We start from the raw sequence: 21,310 nt of genomic DNA on the forward strand, positions 1-21,310 counted from the left end.
AATAGAGCCATTTTATAGCGCTATTCGAGAAATCGGCTGAAAGTCTTCCGCAGACTAAGCCCTGTCAAATGTGTCGCAAATACTTCGGATGCGCAGTTCCTTCAGCAGTTTACTAACGTCGGCTCCCTCCGGAAGCCCTGCCTTCTCCACCTCAACCGTGACTCCTTCCGGCCCGGTGTTATTAAAATAATTATCGGAAAGCACGGATTCAAACGACCGAAAAGACAGCTCGACATGCTGGGCGTAACGATCGGCGGACACCAGTATCTTATATTTTTCGCCCGCATCTTCTACTCGTGCTTGATAGCTGCAAACCGGAAAATCGAATTGTTTGGGACGGACAAACAAAAGACTGTCGCCGCATATCCTCCGCCCCTCCTCCAGCAATTCGAATGCCACGTAAGTCTTGTCTGCAGCTTGTTCCGCCATTCGCAGCGTAAAATCGCAGGCAAAGACGGAACCCGCGCTTAACGCTTCCGCTCGCACCTCTGCGGCATGCTCCTCCAGCACCTCGAAATTTGTATTCATCAGCTTGATCCGAAGCTGACCGCCCAGCGGCAGTCTGCTCTCGTTGTGCAAGAAGAAGGTTACCTTATACCCGTCGTTCACGGCCGTAAGCAAATGCGGCGCAAAAAAACGTTTCGCTGCATAATGCAGCGCTTTCCAACGGCCGAAATAATCGATGCTCGCCCAAGAAGCTACCGGCCAGCAATCGTTGAGCTGCCAATAGATAGCTCCCATACAGCGGCCGCGATGGCGCCGCCAATGCTCTACACCGTAGCGGATCGCTTCCGCCTGAAGTAGCTGCGAGACATAAAGCAGGCTGTCGAAATCTTTGGGATAACGATAATAACTCGATAAATAATACATGATTTTGCCGTTGGCCGCTCCGTTTTTCTGATGGCTTTCCATGACCGGGGAGAAAATGTTGCGATCCTCGGGCAATGTATAGCTTTTGACGGTTTCCAGCGAAGGGAACGACTGAAAGCCGAATTCGGAGCAAAACCGGAAAAAGTAGTTGCGATAATCCGTAAAGGGCTTCATACCGTGCCATACTTCCCAGTAGTGAACGTCGCCCCGGTTTTCATCATTCGGGTTGTCGAAACATCCCCCGGAAGAAGGTGAGGAAGCCCAGTAGAATGTTGCGGGATCGGCGCTTTTGACGGCTTTTGGCAAAATGTATTCAAATTGTTTGATATAATCCGCTTTCAGTTTATCCGAATGACAGGTAACTCTCGGCCAGCTGCACCAGCCTTCTTCCATTTCGTTATTGCCGCACCACAGCCCCAAACTGGCATGATGACGGATACGCCGTACGTTCTCCTCCACTTCCAGACGGATATTTTCCTCAAACGCCTCATTCAGGGAATAAACATTGCAGGCGAACATCAAATCCTGCCATACAATAAGACCGTTCCGGTCGCAGCTGTCGTAAAAGAAATCGTCCGGATAATATCCGCCGCCCCATACCCGGATACAGTTGAAGTTCGCCTTGGCGCAATCGGAAATCAGGCGCTCCGTTCCGTCCGCATTAACCCTGCTCAGCAGACTGTCCTCCGGGATATAGTCAGCCCCCATCGCGAAGATTTTGACGCCGTTGACGACAAAGGCAAATTCCTCTCCGTAGCCGTCTTTTTCCGTGCTTACGGTCAAAGTTCGGAGTCCGATCGTATGCACGGAGCTTTCGATTACATTTCCTGCAATCCGAAGGGAGGTTTCCAACTGATAAAGCGGTTGGCTCCCATAGCCGTTAGGCCACCAGAGGAGCGGATTCTCGACCGTAAGCCGAAGTTTCGTCCCTTCCGGTTCCCCGCTCACCGGCGCTTCGGTCTCCAAAACGGAGCCGTCCGGGCCGGTTAACCTCAAATGCGCCAAACCTTCACCAGACCGGAGACCCGAAACCTGAACCATAACATCCAATTCTACGGAGTCTTTGTTATGCTCCTGCAAAATTAACACATCGTCCAGTTTCGCTCCTCCACCCGCTTCCAGGCTGATCGGACGCCAAATTCCCGCGTCCGGAAGCTGCGGCCCCCAATCCCAGCCATACATGGAGTGGGCTTTGCGAATGAAGTTGCTTCCGCCGATTCCTCCGGTCGGTTCATAAGTGATGACATCCGGGCAAGCCTCCCGGGCCTCTTCGATATACCGCAAGGGAGAACGAAACACGATTTCCAGGAAGTTCGCTCCAGGACGCAGCAGCCCCTTAACGTTATAGCTCCAGGTGCGGTGCATATTGTCGGCTTTGCCCAGCGCTTTTCCGTTCAGCGAAAGCTCGGCGATTGTATCCAACCCGCGGCAGACCAGATCGGCCCGCTCTTGCTCCAGAATCTCGGCCGAGGGCTCGAACACGGTGGAATATACATAATCCTTCCGGAATAAATCCCGGGCGGGATATTCCTCCATCCGCCAATAAGGATCCCGGATCATTTTGTGCTCGAGCAGGGCGGACAGGACAGAGCCGGGGACCTTGGCGTCAATGGTCCAGTCTTCCTCTGAACATTTCAATTGCCAGGTTCCGTTCAAAGGTTGCTTCATCATTTTATTCTCTCCAATCTTGGAATTTGTACGGGTTTTACCAGAATCAGCTCCGCTTCGCCGGCCGACGTTCCTTCCACGGTCAAGTCAGGCGCATCGGCTGCAATGAACACGCTGTCCCCCTTCCCCAGCTCCAAAGCTTCCTCCCCGCAGCAAAGCCGGACCGATCCGCCCGTGACAAGGCCTATTTGCGGGAACCCGCCGTCAAGCCTTGCTTGTCCTCCTTGAATACTCAGTCTGTGAACCTCGAAACTGACCGTGATTTCATGGCCGATAAGCGACTCCAGCTTGTAGTTTGCAGCCTTTTTCAGCAAGTGAGGCTCCACCCGGTTTTTTTGCCGGATTTCGCCTACGGAGTAAGCACTGTAGTCGAAAATATCCAGGCAGAAATCAAGTCCTTTTCCCATAAAACGGGCTTCCGGCGGAACAATCACGCCCTCGCGCTCAAACTCGCACCGTACAACGAGATCGGAAGGCTCCATGATTTCCAGCATCAAAATATTCTCGCCTATGGCATGCGGCATTCCGCCGGGAATATACCAAACTTCTCCTTCATTAACCGGAACCGGTTCAAAACAAGCATCCATCGCGGGGATATCCTGCTCTTCAATCATTCGTTTCCATTCCCCCCGGCCCGGCGGATGCTGGAAACCGAGCCTTATGTAGGGACTGGTCCCCTCCCTGACTTTCAGGATATAATAGCACTCCAGCTTGCCGTACCGTGAATTCAGATATTGCTGCGCAAAGGCCGCGGAAGGGTGCGCCTGCACATGCAGCCGCATGGACGAATCCAGGATTTTAAACAGAAACCCCAGATCCAAGCCTTTTTGCCGAAAATAGTCCTTCCCCAGGTAAAACTCGGGATCCTGCCGAATCAGGTCGATCAGCAGCATCTCCCGGCCATCCGCTAAACATGCGGAGTAACCCTCGTTCCGGACGGGCGCCATGCCCGGATTGCTCGCCGGTACCAAGGAAGCGATCCATTCTTCCGGACGATCACCGTCCTGACCCTCTATTTGTCCATGCAGCCCGTCGATTCCGGCACCGCCCCGGTAATTTCGCCGTACCCGGTTGGGAGGGAGCTTGATAAAGGGACTCTTCGTCATGGCTTCTCCCAGGCGAAGACGGAACAAGCGGACGCCGGCAGCGAAATTTCGGTTTTCTGTTCCGCGCTGACATTCTTGCCGGTGAACAGATCGGTCATTACACATCCGTCCGGCAGTCCGCTCAGAACGACGCGCTGTTCTTCTCCGGTGAAGTTGATGGCCAGCATCGCTTTTTTGCTTGCGGATTCAATAAAGGACAGATGCACCTTTTCATTTTTCCAAGCACGAATACCGCCTTCCCCCTCCATAACGTCCATAATGAGCTTTTCCACCTCAGGGAGCGCTTGATCCAGCAAGGCCAGCCCCATGAAAGAATTGAAGTACAACGTTTTTCCCTTCCCTTTACGGTGCAAGACCACGGCCGGCGTCCCGTCTTCCATATAGGCCAGAACCTCGGAGTCTTCGCTTGCTTCAAGCTGCTGACTCATGTAAGCCGCAGGAATTTTCACCCCGTCCAGCACGAACTTCTCTCCCGAAGTCACATCCGCCTCTTTGATTCCAAACAACTCGGAAAGCCGTTTCCCGGGAATCCCTTCTTCCGGAACCACCGCTTTCTCGTTAATGGCAGCCATGCGTCCGTCGGCGATCAGAAGCCCGCCCCGTTCAACATATTCCGTCAATCTTATCGCCTCCGCCTCGCTTACCCGGACGGCGGCCGGCAAAATCAGAACGGGCGTCTGCATATCCTCCTCATCGAGCTTTTCCAGATTGGAGAATTCGGCAGGCATTCCGTTGTTCCAGAAAAGCTTGTACCAGCCCTCCGTATTTTTCGCCCAGAAGCTGCCGTTCCATTTAAGCAGAGAATCGAAGTACAGGCGGATCGAATAATTGTAAGCGATGCGAACGACCGGCTTCGACACGGTAAAGTCGTCAAACAGATCGCCGTTTTGGTGCATCATCTTGAGCAGCTTCGCCGTCGAATCGCTCCGGTCGTTGGGCGTTCCGTCGATGCGGGTAAGTCCGCGCCCGGTGGATTGATACCCATGCAGGAAAGGGCGCCAGCGCCACAGCTGCATGCCCGCCGGACCGGTAAAAACGCACATTAAAATCCAGTTCCGCAGTTCCTCCGGACTAACCTCGGAGCCCGGTGTAAGGACGGATTGCGTATGAGTTTGCAGCTCGTTGACGAAATAGGGCTTTCCCGCCTTGCGGGCGGCTCCTGCCGGAATGGAAAAATACATGGAAAGGGTCCAAGGCGTATCCCGGTAGTCGCGCCCCCAGCTTTTCGGATAAAAGGTGGCCCCGTAAACATCAGAGATATGCGCCGTTTCAAATTCGTCGTTGTTGCGAAGCGTCACGTTCCCGGCAAGGATATGGGCCGAAGTGCCGTCAATGATAATCGGGTGGGTGCTGTCGTATTTGCGCGCCGTTTCATACAAGAAGCGGCAAATCGCCGTCAAATTCTCGCTGCGGAACTTCTCGTATTCCACATCCGGCAGCAGGCTGCTCCAGATACTGTAGGGTGCGCGGCGTTTCTCGGGGCGAATCTGGGAGAAGCTTTCGTATCTGCGATACCAGTCGCGATTCAGATTTTGGATGCTGACGTATTTTTCGGCCAGCCATTCCTGATAAAGCCGGGTCGTGTAAGGATCGTCGCTGCGGAAATGCGCTTCGTTGAAAACATCCCAGCCATAAACGGCCGGGTGGTCCTTAAGCGCGACGATGGCCTCGCGAAAATAAGAATCAAAATATTCCCTCACGGTCGGATGGTTCAAATTGGCCCAAAAGCAGTCTTCATTGACAAAAAATCCGGTCTCATCCTTGATCTGCATATCCGGCGTAAGCGCGGCATCCGGCATAAACTCCTGGGCCTGGTTTTGCCCGAACAGCTGCATAACGGCTTTGAGCCCCAAGTTCTCGCAGATATCGAGTACCTTTCTTGTTTCGGTAAAGATCCACTCATGAGAGCTTTTGGCCAGCCAGGGATTGGCAACCGGCCACAAGGTGACCAGGTTGTATCCGCATTTTTGCATGTTGGACAGATCTCTCCTGATGGTTTCCTCACTGTAATCCTGCTCGATAATGTATACGGCGCCAAACAGATATTTGCCCATATAAACTAACCTCCATCCCATAGATTACGTTCAGTATATCGAGTGGCGGAGCCGCTTTAAATTCAGCAAAAATGCACAGTCATACCGTAAATCTACACACTTGACTTCGGCTTCACCCGCGAAGCTGTTTGTACGTCCCCGGGGTATAACCGGTATACTTTTTGAAAATATAGACGAAATACTTATAATCCTTAAATCCCACCTCCATGGCTATCTGGTAGGTCTTCAAGGTCGGCTGCTTCAGCACCTTCTCCTTGGCTTTTTCGATACGGTACTTATTCAGCCACTCCGTAAAATTCTCGCCCGTCTCCTGCTTGAAAATTTTGCTGAAATAGTTGGGTGTGACGAACACCGCTCCCGCAATATCGGCGACCTGGAGGGCTTCCGTATAATGCTCCTGTGCGTATTCGATGCCCTTTTTCACGATGTTTTTGTATTTGTTCGTATGCTGGCCCTCCAGCGCCTGGAGCGCCCGGACGAATATGTTCTTAATCCACAGCTCGATCTCGTCCAGCGTTTCGTATTTTTTGATCTCCTCATAAAGGTCGGCGCTTTCGGAAAATATCATTTGTGAAGTTATTTGCATCGCTTCCAGTTCTTTGAAAGCGATTCCAACAAGGTGGATGCAAAATTGCTCGGTGACCTTTCGGGGAACGTTTTTTCCTTTAAAATATTGCGCAAAAATCGTGTTCAATTTTTTCTGCACATCCATGTTCTTGAGCAGCTTCAGGTTTTCCCGCAGCTCTTGTTCATCCGCTTCCCGCAAAAACAGCGGAGTTTGTCTGGGCAAAGGCACGTCTTCAGCCACGATGACCCGGTTCTTTCCTTTATATATTTTGTTGTCAACCGCATCCCAGGCTTGACGGTAGGTATCCTTCAGCAGGCCGAGTTTGTCCACTTGCTGCCCCAAGCCGATCGTGACGGTAATTTTATAATATTGGGTAACGTAAAACTGGATTTGCTTGCAGCACTCCACGATTTCGTCGGTATGTGCCTTCGTGCTCAGCAGGACCAGCAGGCTGTTTTCCCCACTGTACCCAACAGTAACGGAGGCTTCGCTGCGGAAGATCTCTTCCGCGATATTGGCCAGGGAGTACCGCAGCAATTTCGGGTCGCAGATTGAATAACCGGCTTGATGACGGTCGTCGATATCGATCGCCACAACCTGAAAAAGCGGGCCGGCCAGATCCATATCAACCGCACCCGCCGCTTGACGGACGAATTGCCGCTCCGTGATCTCTCCCTCGATGAAATCCTTGATGCAGTTGGCGCGGATGATCGGAAGATTGCTGTTAAGAAGACGGTCGGCCAGGTCGGTCTCCATCTGCCGATGCTTCTCTTCCTCGATTTGGCGGCGCAAATTCAGCATCAGATCGGTAAGCTCGTCGACGCTGACCGGCTTGAGAATATAATCGATGGCTCCGGCTTTTAACGCCTGCCTCGAATATTCGAAATCATTGTAGCCGCTAAGAATAACGATTCTCGTATACGGAAGTTTTTCCTTGAGCCGATTGGCCATGTGAATCCCGTCCATCACCGGCATTTTTATATCGGTGATTACGATAGCCGGCTTGGTTACCAATGCTTTGGCCAGGCCGTCCCGGCCGTTAGCCGCTTCGCCTATGATCTCCATCCCCAGTTCCTGCCAGTCGATGGCAGTTGAGATGCCCTTTCGAATCGTGGCTTCATCATCCACGATCATCACCGTAATCATGCTGACGCCCCCCTATTGATATAAGGCTGTTCTACCACGGCCCTGACGCCTTGAGGCTTATTAGTATAAAAATGAAGGCCGTATTCCTGTCCATAATGAAGCTGAATTCGGCTGTTCACTCCCGAAATGGCCATGCCTCGCTTTCCTTGGGTGTAGCTGCGCAAGATATGCTCCATTTCTTCAATGTTGGCGTTTTCTCCATCGTTTTCTACAATATAAACCAGCCTGTCCTCTCTCCGGCAGATGGTGATCGAAATCGTACCGCCCTCCTCCCGGTTTTCAAGACCGTGATGAATGGCGTTTTCGATCAAAGGCTGGAGTACGAAGCTAACCGTCTCGCACTCTTCCAGTTCCGGTTCGACTTGAATCACGAAATTGATGGAATCGGAATACCTGCATTCCTGGATCATCAGATAATTGCGGGTATATTCCAACTCGCTCGCAACCGTGGTTTCCTTCTGTTCCGCTTGAACCGACATCCTAAACAACTTGGATAAAGCCTCGACCAGACTGCAGGTCTCATATGCATTTTCCATGCGGCTCATCCAGCATATCGTATCCAGTGTATTATAGAGAAAATGAGGGTTGATGTAAGCTTGCAGCGCCTTGATCTGCGCGTCCTTCTCGCGGAGTTCGGTTACATATACCTGGTTGACGAGTTCATCCAAGCGAACGCTCATCTTATTAAAGCTTCGCGCCAGCACGGTGATTTCGTCGTTTCCTTTCAACGGTACGCTGATATTGAAATTTTTCTTCTCCAGATTTTTCATCGATTGCGTCACGGTCTTAAGCGGCGAGAGGATATAAGCCGACACCCAATAGGCGATGATGCTGCAAATGACGGTGGCCAAAACAATGGTGGAGACCAGCATCTGAACGATCAGGGATTTCTCGCGGTTGATCTGCTCCAGCGAAAACAGGTTAACCACGTACCAATCGGGATATTTTAAATTATAGTAGGTCAGCATCTGCTTCGTTCCTTCTACCGGCAAAGTCGCGCTGCCCTTTTTCCCCTGGAGTTTAAAGTTCCCAAGAATATCGCCGATCGGTTTTCCAACGTATTGCTCCTCTTGAGAGATAATGATTTGTCCGTTCTGAACGATAAAATAACTGTTCCGGCTGGCCAGCGGGATGTTGGAGAACAGATCCAGGATGCGCTTCTTATCGATATACAGCTGCATCACACCCAGCGGTTTGCCGAGATTGTAAACGTCGTTGACCTTCCTAGTGAACACATAGGCCGCTTTGCCTTTGGGGAACAAGCTGTCCACCGAACCCATAAGCGTAAGTTTGCCGGTCTGTCCAAGGATTTCCTCAGCTTCGGTGTCGCCGATTCCATTATAATCGGAGCTGGAACGGTACTGGGTGCCGTCCAAACGGCGGATATCGACGGCGCTGAGGTATTTGTCGTAAGACAACATATTCAGGATGGAGGCGTCGAGGCGCAAATAGCTTTCCTTCAGATCATCGGACTGCCGCGCCTGGAGAAAGCTGCGAGCGTCGGCGTTCTGATAGATCAGCAGCGAATTCTGCTTGATATCGTCAAAGATGTACTCCAGATTAGTGCCGATTTGCGTCAAAGTATTCAGATTGGACTGATTCACCTTTTCGGAAATGATCTGGGCATTTTGACTGTAAAAGAAAACGCCTATTCCCGTGATCGGCAGCACAATCAAAGCGATGATGAGCGTAAACACCTTGACCTGAAGACTGACGAACCGCTTCTTTAATTTCCCCCCCACATAACCACCCCATCTGTTCCTGCCATGCTGATGAAAAAGGCAAACCCATAATAGAGTTCACCTTTTCGACTTATCCTTTTACCGCCCCCGCAACCATGCCTTCCATGATCTGATTATAGAATAAAAGATAGATAATGATAACCGGAAGCGTCGAAATGACTAAAGCGGCCATCATTAACGGGTAGTTGACGGTATAAGCGCCGACGAAATTGGTAAGTCCGATCGGCATTGTTTTTAGCTTGTTGCTGCGGATCAGCACTAAAGCCAACGGGAATTCGTTCCATGTATTTAAAAAGGTAAGAATCGCCGTGGTCGCCAGAACCGGCTTGCACACCGGCATAATGATAGAGAACATGCTCCGGACCAGAGAGCAGCCATCGATAAAAGCAGCCTCTTCCAATTCCGTCGGTATCCCCTTCACATAACTTTCAATCAAAAACACAGCGATAGGCAGCGCAAACGCAATATAAGGCAAGATCAGCGTGTAAGGCTTGTTCAAAAGGTCCAACGTTTTGAATTCGATAAAGATCGGGATCAACAGCGCATAGATAGGGATCAGCATTCCGGATAAGAACAAGTAATAGATGAAGCTGCGCCCCCGGAACACAAAACGCGACAAGCAGTACCCGGTGACGAAAGAAATCAGGATCACAACCGCCACCGTTATTACCGTATTGAACATGCTGGTGGTAAAATAATTTCCGATATTCCCTTCGACAAACGCCTGTTTATAATTTTCGAAATGCAGCTTTTTCGGCAGTCCTACGGTATCCAGCGAAAACTCCTTTTGGGATTTCAACGAGGAGTATATCATCCAGATGATCGGGAAAATACAAGTGATGGATAACAGGGTTACAAGCAGGTTGCTGGTTACGGCAGAAGCGCCGGTTTTGATTTTTAGCGAGATCTGTCCACTTGGTTGGCTCATGCCTTTTTCCTCCCTCCGACCAGCTTGCTGAGTCCGATTAGCGACAAACTGAGGATCAGGATGCCGATGGCTACCGCGCTTCCGTACCCGAAACGCATGCGGTCCATGGAGATGCTGTACGCGTACATGGCGACAACCTGGGAGCTTGTTCCCGGACCGCCTCCGGTCATGACGAAAATCTGGTCGAACGTCTTCATATTCCCCGAGATGCAAAGCATCACCGTAACGAGGAGCGTGTCCCTGATGAGAGGCATTACGATATAAACCGATTTTCTCCAGCCCGTGGCTCCGTCCAGCTCGGCCACTTCCAATATCTCTTTGTCGATGCTCTGAATCGAAGCCAAAAGAATGACCATATAATAGCCGATGTACTGCCATATTTTCGGAATCGCGAGCGAAGTGATTACGATCTTCGGATCATCCAGCCAAGGCTTGATCCATTGCTGCTGTCCGAGGAAATCAAGCAATTGATTCAGCAGGCCGTAATCCTTGTTATAAATGATTCTCCACAGGAAACCGACAACGACGGCGGATAAAATAACCGGGAAAAAGATGACGGTCCGATGCGCGGTTTTGAATTTGAGCAATCGGGATACCAGAAGCATCGATATAATAAACGCGATGCCGATTTGTCCGATCACCGTCCATATGATAAAAACCACATTGTTCTGAAAGGCGCTCCAGAAATCGGCATCCCTTGCCAATTCAAAATAGTTGCCTAAACCGAGAAAAGTCTTGTGCGGCCCTCCGTCCCATTTAAAAAAGCTGTAATAAAAAGCGACGAACAGAGGAGCAATGCTGCATAACGTAAAGAGAAGGGCGCCCGGGGCCAGCAAACCCGCCAAAAGGAATCTGCCTGGCTTAAGTTTCTCGCTCATATGATCACCTGCCTTTCAAGAATCCCGCACGCGTCTTGAAGAAGACGCGTGCGGTAAGAAGCGAGCTTCGAAAACTTGCGTTATTCCCGTGCGTATTCGTCTTGAACCGATTTCGCAAGTTCTTCCGGAGTCACTCCGCCGATCAGCAACTCCTGAAGGCCGGATTGAAGCGCGTCCATAATGCCGGAGGAGAGCTGATGATCGTACACCGGAATGAACGGGCGGTCCTTCTGGAACTCGTCGAATTCTTTGAAAACTACGGATTTGGGATCGATTTCGAAATCGTTCGGAGTTACCGCGGTAAGGCTGCCTGCCTTGGCTTCTTCCGTCGCAAATTCCACTCCGGTCATGGCGCGAATGAATTTTTCAACCGCCGGCAGTTTTGACTTGTCAATATTGGCGTTCACCGCGTAAGCCCAGCCGGCTCCGCCCGTAATGGCTTTCGGGTCGCCTTTGCCGCCGTCTACGGATGGGATGGCCGCAATTTTAGTGGCGTTTTTGATATCGTCGGGACTGTTGGCGTCCAGTTCGGCCAGCGCCCACGTCCCGTCAATGGACATCGCAGCCTTGCCGTTCATGTATACCTGGCGCTGCTGGGAATCGTCGATACTGTTCACATCCGAGTTGAAGGCGCCCGCTTTGGCCAAATCATTCAAGGCGGTAAGCGACGCAACAAACTCCGGATCCGTAAATTTGGCGCCGCTCTTGTCGCGGATGCTTTGATACCATTCGTCGCCGGTGTAGCGATTGCCCAGCGTACTCATGATGACCGATTCGGCGTTCCATTTCCCCTTGTTGCCAAGTTCAATCGGGGTTACGCCGGTAGCCTTAATTTTTTTCACGGCGTCAAGCAGTTCGCTCCATGTCGTCGGAAATTGGTCGACACCCGCGGCTTTCAGCAAAGTTTCGTTGTAGAAAATACACGTGTTGGTAATCTGATAAGGAATTCCGTAAATTTTATCGCCATAAGTAAAGTTGGAGAATACGCCGTCCTTGAAGCTCGCCTTCCAGTCCGGATCGTTATTCAAGAAATCGTCCAGCGGCATGACCTTTCCGTTATTTACAAAGGTTTCGGCCATTTGCCCTTTCAGCATAAAAATGTCGGGCAGTTCGTCGGCAGCGGCCAACGTCTGTACCTTGGTAGCCAAATCGGCGTTTGCGATCGTTTCTTCATCAATCGTAACGTTAGGATTCTCCTTCTGGAATTTGTCCAGAACATTGCGGAAGGCGACGCTCATTCCATCGCCGGGAGTAAACGAGTCCAGCATCGTCAGCGATACTTCGGCATCCTTGGAAGCGCCGTCATTGCCGCCGGAAGAAGCCGCTCCTTGGCCGTTATTGCTGTTATTGCTGTTGTTCCCGCCGCCGCACGCTGTTAATGCCAAACCAAGCGCAAGGGCACAGGTAAAACTTAAGATGGATTTCATGCGTTTGTTCATCTTTTCCCCTCCTGAATAACGTAATGGATATTGGATGTTTCTCGGCATGCCGGGACCCGCAAGGGATCCGTTGGCTTTATTATGCGGCGGTTCCCATCCCCGTAAAAGGCGACAAAACCATCATTGATTCCGTAAAACTACACGTTTTGCGTGCGACGGATGTTATTTTCTACGGCTGCATTCTTTGCCGTTTTGCGTCTCCATGATTTCATTGATGTTTACGTTTTCATTTTACCCGAGCCCTCTGCAACTTCGATATGAATTGAGCTCATTTCGATGTGGCTTGTCCTAATTCATTAACAGTTATAAATCGGCGTATTTCGGAAATTATCTAAGTTTATCTTCCCTTTACAAATGCCCTTAACCCGAGTAAAATTACATGTTGTCATCACCCTTAACGAGACGTGGCTCAGCTTGGTAGAGCGCTTGCTTCGGGAGCAAGAGGTCGCAGGTTCAAATCCTGTCGTCTCGATATCTTAAAATGCCAAAAACCCTTGATACATCAAGGGTTTTTTAATTTGTTATTTTTTTGAATTTCATTTTTTAATTCGATGTCTATCGAATTGGTGTCAATCTGGTGTCCTTTAGTTCACTAAAGTTTTTTGGGCTATGCATATTTACTCATACTCTCCATTATTTCTAGTGTGTGATTATTCAGAATAAAGCTGATATTCCCAAGCTATTTTAGGCTGACTTCCTCCCCTTTTAACCAACTCCGAAAAACCTCTTTATCAATCAGAAATTTTCTTCCGGATCTTACCACATGGAATTGTCCCGACTTTACCAGTGAATATGTTTGATCACGTCCAATACCTAAATATTCTTGAATATGTTCTACATAGAGAACGTCAGGATAATCAGCCAACGTCTTTTGATTTTCCAATTCCATCAACCTCCTCAATAAAATAAAAATAGACCCATGATGAATTCATCACAGGTCATATTTAAAATGACACCATTACTTTATCTAATATGTTACAGCATCCCCTGCTTTTATATCTGCCAGCTTCAAGAATTCTCCCCTTAGCCAATCAAACCACTCGCTGTCTGAGCGTTCTAAGCCAACTGTGTTCTTCGCATTTAACCGGTACTCTTTAATTTCTCCAGTCAGCCTCGCACGGAAAAGATAAAGCCACTTTGGGTCATACAAAATTGATAACTTGTCCGCCCAGCACAACTTGCTTGGTGGTTGGCCTTGAAGTCTCGCATAGTGTCGGCTATGATATAGAACCAGCTCACCATATTCCCTGCCAAGTAATTGAGTTGCAATTCTAGCTCCAAGTTCTGGATGTCGCTGTCCCTTAACCCCATCCATATTAGGAGCACTCCAATAGCCCCAATCATGAACGAAAATGCAAATGATCTCACGCCAACTTGGACGACCATATAAGCTCGTCCAAGCTCTGTATACCGTCCATGGATGCCACAAAAAATTATGAACGCCAAAGAGTAAACTCCGGCGTCCAAGCGGAAACAGTTTTTTCAAATCGACCACTCCTCTTTGGAAATGTTTCTTTTCAATTTTTACAAAAAAGGGCGAAGACGGTTTGAATCGCCATCTTCGCCCTAAAATTATAGGATATTCAGATTTAAGATCGAAATTGCTCCATATCTTTGGCCATGTGGTTAATGCGATTTGCAACAAATTGCTTACTCGTTGCTCCTTTCTGGCACAACTGGCCATATGGACTGTCTGTTGAGTAGCGATCAATTAAAAACGATCCAGCCCACTCACCAAAACTATCCTCTGTCCAGTTCTGCTCAAGGGCAAAGTCCACCACCTGAAACAGGCTCCCAACGTGAACCTTTTTCAGTACCTTCCGTTTGCTCTGATCCCAATTCCTGAATGCGGCATCCATATAGTCAATCTTTTGCTCTATCAGTTCCGTGACATGGGCTGGAACCTCATCCAAGCCGGATATGAACTTATTCAAACTTGCTCCTCCAAAGTCAATGTCCTGGTTGGAAGCTGAAGCGATAAACTGCCAAATTAATTGCTCATCCACATATCTATTGTGATCTGCTTTCGTGAAGGCAATTTTCTCGAAGAACAAACTCTTACCCAGCTCCTGTACCGTTTCACGAACCGCAGGACTTACCTTGACCCTGATCTTTTCAGTAGAAGTCAGGGGAACCGATTGATTTACCCGATAGAACATTTCTTCCACTTCTTCAAAGCTGCACTCGCGGAACTCTGTTACGGTAAAGTTGTATGTTAGGAATTCAAACTGAGTATCATCAGATAGTTCCCCATATTTCTTACCAGCAATGCATTCACCTTTAAAATCCGCTGTTCCCTTGCTCAGACGATAATCACCATCGGAAAAGAAGAAAATCGACTCCCAACGCTGCCTTCCATCTATAACCCAGATGTACCCGTCACCGTTATCCCAAATAAGAATGTTTGGAATGTAGCGATCCCGAATCGTCGAATCTACGAGATACGAGCGGCGATCGTTCTTCCACACACTGTTACGCTGGAACGGCAAATCAAAGCGAATACGGTCCCTCATATTCAAAAGGCTTTTTGTGGTGCGTTGAATACTTGATCTTTTCATGAATTGGTCCTCCCCAAAATTAAGGAGCAGAACAGTAAATATCTGCCCCGCTCCTTTTTTAAATTTCAAAAGCCTGATACACCGACTCATCTTCAAATGATGAGGCCCTGACAATTCGATCTGAGAAGCTTTGTACTCCTTGGATCGACTCACTACCAAGTAGTAAAGACAAGACCGAGAACCCCTTCTTTTCTTTTAACTCATTCCATGATCTTAAAAACTGATCACTCACATGAGATTCGCCATCTGTTACAAACACAATATCTGCTTGATTAAACCGGCTCAGCTTAATGACTTCGCTTGCGGCCTTTAGTGGCGGTTCAAATCTCGTTCCACCATCCAAGAAAAATGTTGCAAGCTGAATCATATCCTGTACAGCAATCTTCCCTCTCTCATAGATCATGGGATCAGCAGAATAAGAAGCAAACGGAATCCATGCAAAATCTCTTCTTTGCTTTCGGGAAATACTCATCAGCGCAAGAGCAAAGCCTTTTGAGATTGCATCTTGGTTTGTCATGCTTCCCGATTGATCCAAGCATAGAACAATCGGACCTTTACCAAGCTGTTCTGGCCCCTTTGTATCATACTGAAGCGTTTGGCCCTCAACATATCGGCGCAGGAAATCCATTTTGGTTAGAGGGCTGGCATAACTGCCAAGCTCCATCGGTAATAGCTGCTCTACAGCATTGCCCTGCCGGACACCATTACGGTTGATCGCATCCTTATGCTTGGAACGCTGCTTACGATTGGCGATTACTTTCATACGACCGGCCCATGTTGCAATCTCTTTCAATTTTTTATCGTGACTCAATTTTTCGGCCAAAAGCAGTTGATCCTTGAGGGGGATTTTTTTCAGCTCACTATCCCCACTTCCCGCTTTCACTCCACCTAAAAGAGACTTCACGTTTTCCTTGGCATCTATAGCTTCCTGAGCAGCTTGAGAAAGCATTTTTGATAAAGAATTCCCTTGCTGATTCAAGGCTGAGGACAAAGCCTCTGACGCCTGCTGTGAAGCACCCTGTTCTCCATTCATCAGGTTTCGTAATGCTTCCGCTAATTCCTGATCTCTCTGCGCTTGTTCCTTCACCCAGCCAAGAACTGTTTCGCTGTATTTTGTTGTACCAAGAGCAGCAGCCAGATCATCCAGACGGGTAAACTCACGAAACCCCTGATAGCCTTCATCCGTTATGACCTTTTCCATGAGTTGACGGTTCATCTCCATGTCATCAGGAACTTGCTCCAGTAATTCAGGCTTCATTTTGAATAATCCAGCCCACAAATCACCCATTAATGGCTGAAAGGAGGGGAATATCTCATTCCCCTCTTTCTCAACCTCCCGGAGCTTTTCGGACATATCCAAGAGCTGTCCGAAGCGTCTGCGATCATATGAATCTGTGTTTAAAACGGATTTCATCGGCCCCCTCATCCGCTACACTCCCAAAACTTGAGATGCAATATCATTTAGTGACTTCCGGACAAGAGCAATGGTTTGCTCAATCTCTGAACGGTTCGGATTATCCTTTTGAAGCTTTTTAAGCTCGTTGACCAAGGTCTTGAGCTTTTTTGTACTTTCTACGGCCATATCCGTGGAGTTGTTGGATTCATCGAGGTTTTTTAATATATCTGCTGCTTCGGCTTCAATTTCTTCCACGCGCGTCTTCACTGCATCTTGGGCATGATTTCGTACAATCTTCGCTACCTTATCACGCTGTTCCGGCTTCTCCCACAGGCTATGTTTAAGGATCAAGAGGTCTTCCAGTACGGCCTGATCCCTGCCTGCTAATACAGCTTTAGCACGAATCACAGAAAGAACTTGCTTAAACCGCCGATCAGAAGGTCGAATCCCCTCATCCATCAGTTCCCGTCGAATCTTACTCAGCGCATTGTAAACTTCATCTGGAATTGTTACCGTGTCGCTAAAAAATTGAAGTTCAAACAACTCCTCAACGCTCATATCGGCCGGAGATGGGGATGAACCTTTGAGCATAGAAACAAAGGATTGGTCTTCACCGATATAATCCACTTCATAACGAAGCAGGAACCGGTCAAACAATGCTTCTAAGCCCTCTCCTTCCTCGGGATATTCATTAGAAGAGCCGATTAAGCACATTAAAGGTGCCTGTGCCGGTATTCCATCGTTGTAGAAAATCCGTTCATTGATGAGCGTCAGCAAAGCATTCAATATCGCACTGTTAGCCTTGAAAATCTCATCTAGGAATGAAGTATGAGCTTCTGGCAGCTTACCAGCCGTATTCCTTTTATAAACGCCTTGTTCCAGCTCTTTGAGAGATACAGGGCCGAACAGTTCCTCCGGCGTGCTGAAGCGTGTCAGCAACCATTGAAAATAATTGGCTCCTGTAATCCGCTTGGTTAGATCACTAACAAGAGCGCTTTTTCCCGTTCCTGGTGGGCCAATCAAAAGAGCATGCTGCCGGGCGACCATTGCCACCATCAGCCCCTCAATGACTTCATCACGCTCTGAATATTGATTCGATAACGCTTGTTTAATATCCATGATTTTCAAAATAATCCCTCCACTTTTAGTGAAATAAAAAAGAGCTGAAGCTTCCTCTTTTGGAAGCCATCAGCTCTTCATTTTTATTTTGTGTTACACTTTAGTTTGGAAATGCGCCCTCTTGATCCAAGGTTTCCAACAGTTTACGCTCATGATCTGCGGCTTCCTTCGGATCTACTGAACGGATGCCCAGCTCTATCTTCACCTTGTTAAAATACGATTCGGGAATCCGGTCGTAATCAATAATAACGGAAGGTTTAACAGCATCCGGGATCTGTTCGGTAATGCTTTCAACCACTGCGGCAGAATGCAAAGGGTAATGTTCTTCCCCATCAATCACTTCGTAAGGAAAGTTTTGGGTTTTGACATTGTTAATCAACATGTCTTTTTTTCCTTTCATCTTCATTTTCACCGCCCGTTTTAAGATGTAGTTATTATACACCAAACCGGGGGATAAAGCATTTCATCAGGTTATTGCACATGCCGTCCATGTTCAGAATGCATGACCGTCACCACCGTAAATACAATGCCATGCTTTTTTCTTTTCATCGCTAATCCAACCGCAATCGTACGATGATCAAATTCCCCAACCACCGTCAGAACAGGATCGATATTGGTAAAAGGATGTTCGCCAAACGGATATTTCTTAACTTCGTGCATTTCTTTAGGATCATGATGATAAAGAACAGCTTCCACAGCTTTTTTGGTGATTTCTCGCTCTTCCATCCGTTCCCCAGCATGAAGGCTATACCGTACCTTATTGGAATTGATGTGGTCCTGCAACACCTGTCTAATCAAAGACCAGTGCTGCAAAAAGGCTTGTCCTTCCATAATATTATCCTTTCCGTTATCTTCCGATAACAAATCCTGTTTTAATCAGCCATGTTTGCCAGAGCCACCGCAACTTTTTCACGAATAAGTCCAACGTAAGCCTCCATCTCATACAAATCACCGGTGACGATGGCTTCATAATCCTTGTAATTGGAGACAACACTTTTTGCATCTTCCAGAATAGCTTTAAGCTCATTTTTTTTGAGTTGATTAGCTACACCATTTTCACAGGCTTGAAGTGTTCCGCGCAGATGGTCCAAAAGTTTCCTAGTAACCATGTGTTTCATATCCGTGGTGTTCATGACAGGAACCTTCTCAGCCTCGCCCTTTTCCAAAGACGTGACAAACCGGACTAATCCATCCAGGTTACCCTCAAACTGCGCCGGCACAAAATATACGCCTCCAGACGGCCTCACTGGCGTTGGAGACATACTCTTCAGGACGTTAGTGATCAGGGTTCGAAGTGTAGTGGAACCATAGTTATTCCGATAAATATCAAACTGTAACGCAGCGTTATTAGTCAGTTGCTGCGCCATCGCCGATATATAACTGACCTCTACCTTTTCCGTTTTTCGGTCCAATACCAATGCACCCGCATCAGAAACATAATTTAATCTGCGTCCTTTTGTATCCTTGGTTTCACAAACAAGATTCCGCTGCACAAAAGCGCTGGTAGATGCCACTTCACGAAACATGTAATTTTCATACACGCCCGGCGACATTTCCCGTTTGAACTTTTCACTTGTTGCTCGTCTGAATGCGTCCGGAAGCCGAATATCTTTCGGCATCCATCCAGCACCCAACCCGGAATCAACAAGCTTTTGTTTAAGCTCATTAGGTGTAATTAGCATCCCTGCCAACGAACTCCAGGTCAAAAAACCAATGGCATTTCCCTGAGTCAACGGAACGACAACAGCATTCTTGAGAATCGAATTCATTAGAAAGCCTCCTCATTTTTTAAAATATAAAAAAGCCAATTCCTTAAACATGCGAGGAATTAGCCTTTAAATAAAATCTTCAAATTCATAATTTAGTCAATTACACTCGGAGCAGTTTAGCTTTTATACCCACAATCTGACTTTCTTTCATTTTTTGCGTCAAAGAAGTCATGTCGGAAATAAGCTGATTTCTTCCTTCTTCTCTTTCCTTGATGTCATCCAGCAAATCATGCGCAAAATCCATAACCTGTTGAACACTCTGCCAAAAAGGTTGACCTTTCAGCAAGTGAACATTGGTCTCAAACTCGTCGCTTTCATTTTTGAAAAGGAAGTTTTTCTTGGTCATGTCGAATCTGACCGTATCACTTATTTTAACCTCTTGATCGGAGGTTCCCCATACTTCTTCAGCAACATAAAAAACGATCTCAACCATCATTTGAAGGAAATCCTCCGCATTTTTATGTCGCTTTTTTTCTTCCTGCAAAAATCCTCCCATTGCTTCATGGATTGTACCTTTCGTAATCTTTCCGTTAAATAAGTTGAACATTTTCAAATCATCCTCTCATTATTTTAAAATGCAAAAAAGCCGACCTCTACATAGAATGATCCATGCAAAAATCGGCTTTTAAATCACATTATCAACATTAACAGGCACATGCTCGTGCGATGAGATTTTTATCGGAGCCTTTCGGTACTCTTCTTCCCTTATTCTCGGCATTGGAGACTTCGGGCAAACTTACTTTATCCTACTTTTTCCTCACTTGTAACCAAGCTCGTAGGAGAGGTCTTGCATTACTTCACCAATAAGGTGCTCTTATCTCCGGCAAAATGGGAGTATAGAGATCAAGATTATTTACAGGAATATTATAGCATTAGGCTTACAAAAATACAATCATACGTTCGCAATTTTTTTGTGCAAATGTCGTTCAGTCTTTTTTTGAATCAGCCTTAAGTTTCCTCTCAAATAAAAAAAAGAGACCATTTCATCAATGTAGATAATTCATTTTTTCGTGACGCCTATTAATCCCTATTCAGGGAATAAAACTCCTTCAACATAATATTATTATCCGAACGTTTCTCTTTCGCCAATGCTTTAGCCTCTTCGACTGTTGAAGCCAATCCCATCTCGATTAAAAGAGCGATAACAATGGTTCCAGTCCGATTACGGTCACCTACACAGTGGAAATACACGATTTTCTACGGCTGCTTTCACCGCCAAAAGAATTTTGTCTATTTTGTATCAGAAAACATTAATATAAATGAAACGTAAATTACGACGATAAATCTTTAAGTTCCTTTTTCAGCCTTTCACTCTCAACCATCAATTCAAAGTATTCGGAATGAAGACCCCAATCAGACTCAGTTTGTCTAGAATATATAACCAAACTTTCATTAGTTTTTTTCCCAAATATAAATGATCCTACATTCATGGGAATAATCATAAACATGCGTAGCAATGATGGCATATTATAACCTCCTGTTTATAAAGCTTCTATTATTATTCTCTTTATTAAAAATTGTTTGCATAAAAAAACTTGTCGAAGATGAGTCAATCTAATAGATGATATTACTTTAAAAATTCTATTAACTTCTTTATTCCTTTCTCAAATGACCTAAGTTCTCTTTCATTAAGTTCATCTCGAATCCATTTATCAAACCGTAAAACATAAAACTCTTCGTAGGCAAAATAAGCTGATTTCCCTTTATCGGTTAATACGACATTTACTTTTCTTGAACCTCTAACAAGCGAGCGCTGTACCAATCCTTTGTTTTCCATTCGCTCAACGATTTGTGTAATGGCCCCATTGGTTACGTCAAGAGTGGCTGCCAACTGGCCCATGATAGTTCCTTTATGAATACCAATTGTTTGAATTACATGGATTTCGCTGGGAGTAAATGAGCCAACCGAGCCTAGATTTCTCGATTGTCGTTCACGTAACCTAATTTGGTGCAGTAGCCGTGTAAATATAAGACTAGTCACCGTACTAGAGAGTCCTTTCTCCAATGCAATAGAATCTAAGCTTTTGCTCATTTCCTCACTCCTTTGGTGTTTTTAAATCTTACATAGA

General features: G+C 47.2%; 19 protein-coding genes and 1 tRNA gene. 1 reads left to right on the forward strand and 19 read right to left on the reverse strand.

Translation table 11 applies throughout. The annotated features are described in order from the left end of the window. Positions 1 to 54: 54 nt before the first annotated feature. From ACI48K_RS13545 to ACI48K_RS13580, 8 genes are all read right to left on the reverse strand, one after another. Positions 55 to 2,541 carry a beta-mannosidase gene (locus ACI48K_RS13545; protein WP_475028131.1) on the reverse strand — a complete coding sequence of 829 codons (2,487 nt, stop codon included), beginning with the start codon at positions 2,539 to 2,541 and terminating at the stop codon, positions 55 to 57. After that, entirely contained in the window at positions 2,538 to 3,644 is a 1,107-nt protein-coding gene (locus tag ACI48K_RS13550) for a class I mannose-6-phosphate isomerase (RefSeq protein WP_475028132.1), read from the reverse strand. Before ACI48K_RS13550 ends, ACI48K_RS13545 begins: the two co-directional genes overlap by 4 nt. Continuing rightward, on the reverse strand, positions 3,641 to 5,698 hold the full coding sequence (locus ACI48K_RS13555; protein ID WP_475028133.1) for a beta-galactosidase: 2,058 nt from the start codon (positions 5,696 to 5,698) through the stop codon (positions 3,641 to 3,643). Before ACI48K_RS13555 ends, ACI48K_RS13550 begins: the two co-directional genes overlap by 4 nt. Before the next feature lie 112 nt (positions 5,699 to 5,810). Next, on the reverse strand, positions 5,811 to 7,412 hold the full coding sequence (locus ACI48K_RS13560) for a response regulator (RefSeq protein WP_475028134.1): 1,602 nt from the start codon (positions 7,410 to 7,412) through the stop codon (positions 5,811 to 5,813). Continuing rightward, complete coding sequence (locus ACI48K_RS13565; protein ID WP_475028135.1) at positions 7,409 to 9,154, reverse strand: cache domain-containing sensor histidine kinase; 1,746 nt, start codon at positions 9,152 to 9,154, stop codon at positions 7,409 to 7,411. The genes ACI48K_RS13560 and ACI48K_RS13565 overlap by 4 nt, the downstream gene beginning before the upstream one ends. Positions 9,155 to 9,224: 70 nt before the next feature. After that, positions 9,225 to 10,082 carry a carbohydrate ABC transporter permease gene (locus tag ACI48K_RS13570; protein WP_475028136.1) on the reverse strand — a complete coding sequence of 286 codons (858 nt, stop codon included), beginning with the start codon at positions 10,080 to 10,082 and terminating at the stop codon, positions 9,225 to 9,227. Next, a complete protein-coding gene (locus ACI48K_RS13575; protein ID WP_475028137.1) occupies positions 10,079 to 10,960 on the reverse strand; it encodes a carbohydrate ABC transporter permease in 882 nt (293 codons plus the stop codon). Before ACI48K_RS13575 ends, ACI48K_RS13570 begins: the two co-directional genes overlap by 4 nt. A gap of 80 nt (positions 10,961 to 11,040) precedes the next feature. Further along, on the reverse strand, positions 11,041 to 12,399 hold the full coding sequence (locus ACI48K_RS13580) for an extracellular solute-binding protein (protein ID WP_475028138.1): 1,359 nt from the start codon (positions 12,397 to 12,399) through the stop codon (positions 11,041 to 11,043). Positions 12,400 to 12,797: 398 nt separating this feature from the next. Between ACI48K_RS13580 and ACI48K_RS13585 the strand changes: the two genes are divergently transcribed. After that, a tRNA-Pro gene (locus tag ACI48K_RS13585) sits at positions 12,798 to 12,871 on the forward strand. A gap of 207 nt (positions 12,872 to 13,078) precedes the next feature. Here ACI48K_RS13585 and ACI48K_RS13590 read toward each other — a convergent pair. The 11 genes from ACI48K_RS13590 to ACI48K_RS13640 form a co-directional block, all read right to left on the reverse strand. After that, entirely contained in the window at positions 13,079 to 13,282 is a 204-nt protein-coding gene (locus ACI48K_RS13590; protein ID WP_475028139.1) for a helix-turn-helix domain-containing protein, read from the reverse strand. A gap of 84 nt (positions 13,283 to 13,366) precedes the next feature. Beyond that, the gene (locus ACI48K_RS13595; protein WP_475028362.1) at positions 13,367 to 14,044 is read right to left on the reverse strand and encodes a hypothetical protein; all 678 of its coding nucleotides are present in this window, start codon (positions 14,042 to 14,044) and stop codon (positions 13,367 to 13,369) included. Continuing rightward, complete coding sequence (locus tag ACI48K_RS13600) at positions 13,989 to 14,957, reverse strand: DUF262 domain-containing protein (RefSeq protein WP_475028140.1); 969 nt, start codon at positions 14,955 to 14,957, stop codon at positions 13,989 to 13,991. Before ACI48K_RS13600 ends, ACI48K_RS13595 begins: the two co-directional genes overlap by 56 nt. A gap of 58 nt (positions 14,958 to 15,015) precedes the next feature. Continuing rightward, positions 15,016 to 16,371, reverse strand: a complete 1,356-nt coding sequence (locus tag ACI48K_RS13605) for a vWA domain-containing protein (RefSeq protein ID WP_475028141.1) — start codon at positions 16,369 to 16,371, stop codon at positions 15,016 to 15,018. Positions 16,372 to 16,386: 15 nt separating this feature from the next. Then, positions 16,387 to 17,472, reverse strand: a complete 1,086-nt coding sequence (locus tag ACI48K_RS13610) for an AAA family ATPase (protein WP_475028347.1) — start codon at positions 17,470 to 17,472, stop codon at positions 16,387 to 16,389. Between the two features lie 100 nt (positions 17,473 to 17,572). Further along, positions 17,573 to 17,872: a hypothetical protein gene (locus ACI48K_RS13615; RefSeq protein WP_475028142.1), complete on the reverse strand. Its 300-nt coding sequence runs from the start codon at positions 17,870 to 17,872 to the stop codon at positions 17,573 to 17,575. 71 nt (positions 17,873 to 17,943) lie between these two features. Continuing rightward, a complete protein-coding gene (locus tag ACI48K_RS13620) occupies positions 17,944 to 18,303 on the reverse strand; it encodes a hypothetical protein (protein ID WP_475028143.1) in 360 nt (119 codons plus the stop codon). Positions 18,304 to 18,344: 41 nt separating this feature from the next. Continuing rightward, positions 18,345 to 19,241, reverse strand: coding sequence for a DUF6744 family protein (locus tag ACI48K_RS13625; protein WP_475028144.1), 897 nt, complete (start codon positions 19,239 to 19,241; stop codon positions 18,345 to 18,347). Positions 19,242 to 19,341: 100 nt separating this feature from the next. Further along, positions 19,342 to 19,788, reverse strand: a complete 447-nt coding sequence (locus tag ACI48K_RS13630) for a hypothetical protein (RefSeq protein ID WP_475028145.1) — start codon at positions 19,786 to 19,788, stop codon at positions 19,342 to 19,344. Positions 19,789 to 20,512: 724 nt separating this feature from the next. Further along, positions 20,513 to 20,707: a hypothetical protein gene (locus ACI48K_RS13635; protein WP_475028146.1), complete on the reverse strand. Its 195-nt coding sequence runs from the start codon at positions 20,705 to 20,707 to the stop codon at positions 20,513 to 20,515. Positions 20,708 to 20,808: 101 nt separating this feature from the next. Next, the gene (locus tag ACI48K_RS13640; RefSeq protein ID WP_475028147.1) at positions 20,809 to 21,273 is read right to left on the reverse strand and encodes a MarR family winged helix-turn-helix transcriptional regulator; all 465 of its coding nucleotides are present in this window, start codon (positions 21,271 to 21,273) and stop codon (positions 20,809 to 20,811) included. Positions 21,274 to 21,310 lie beyond the last annotated feature (37 nt).

This window comes from Paenibacillus terrisolis (assembly GCF_056171975.1).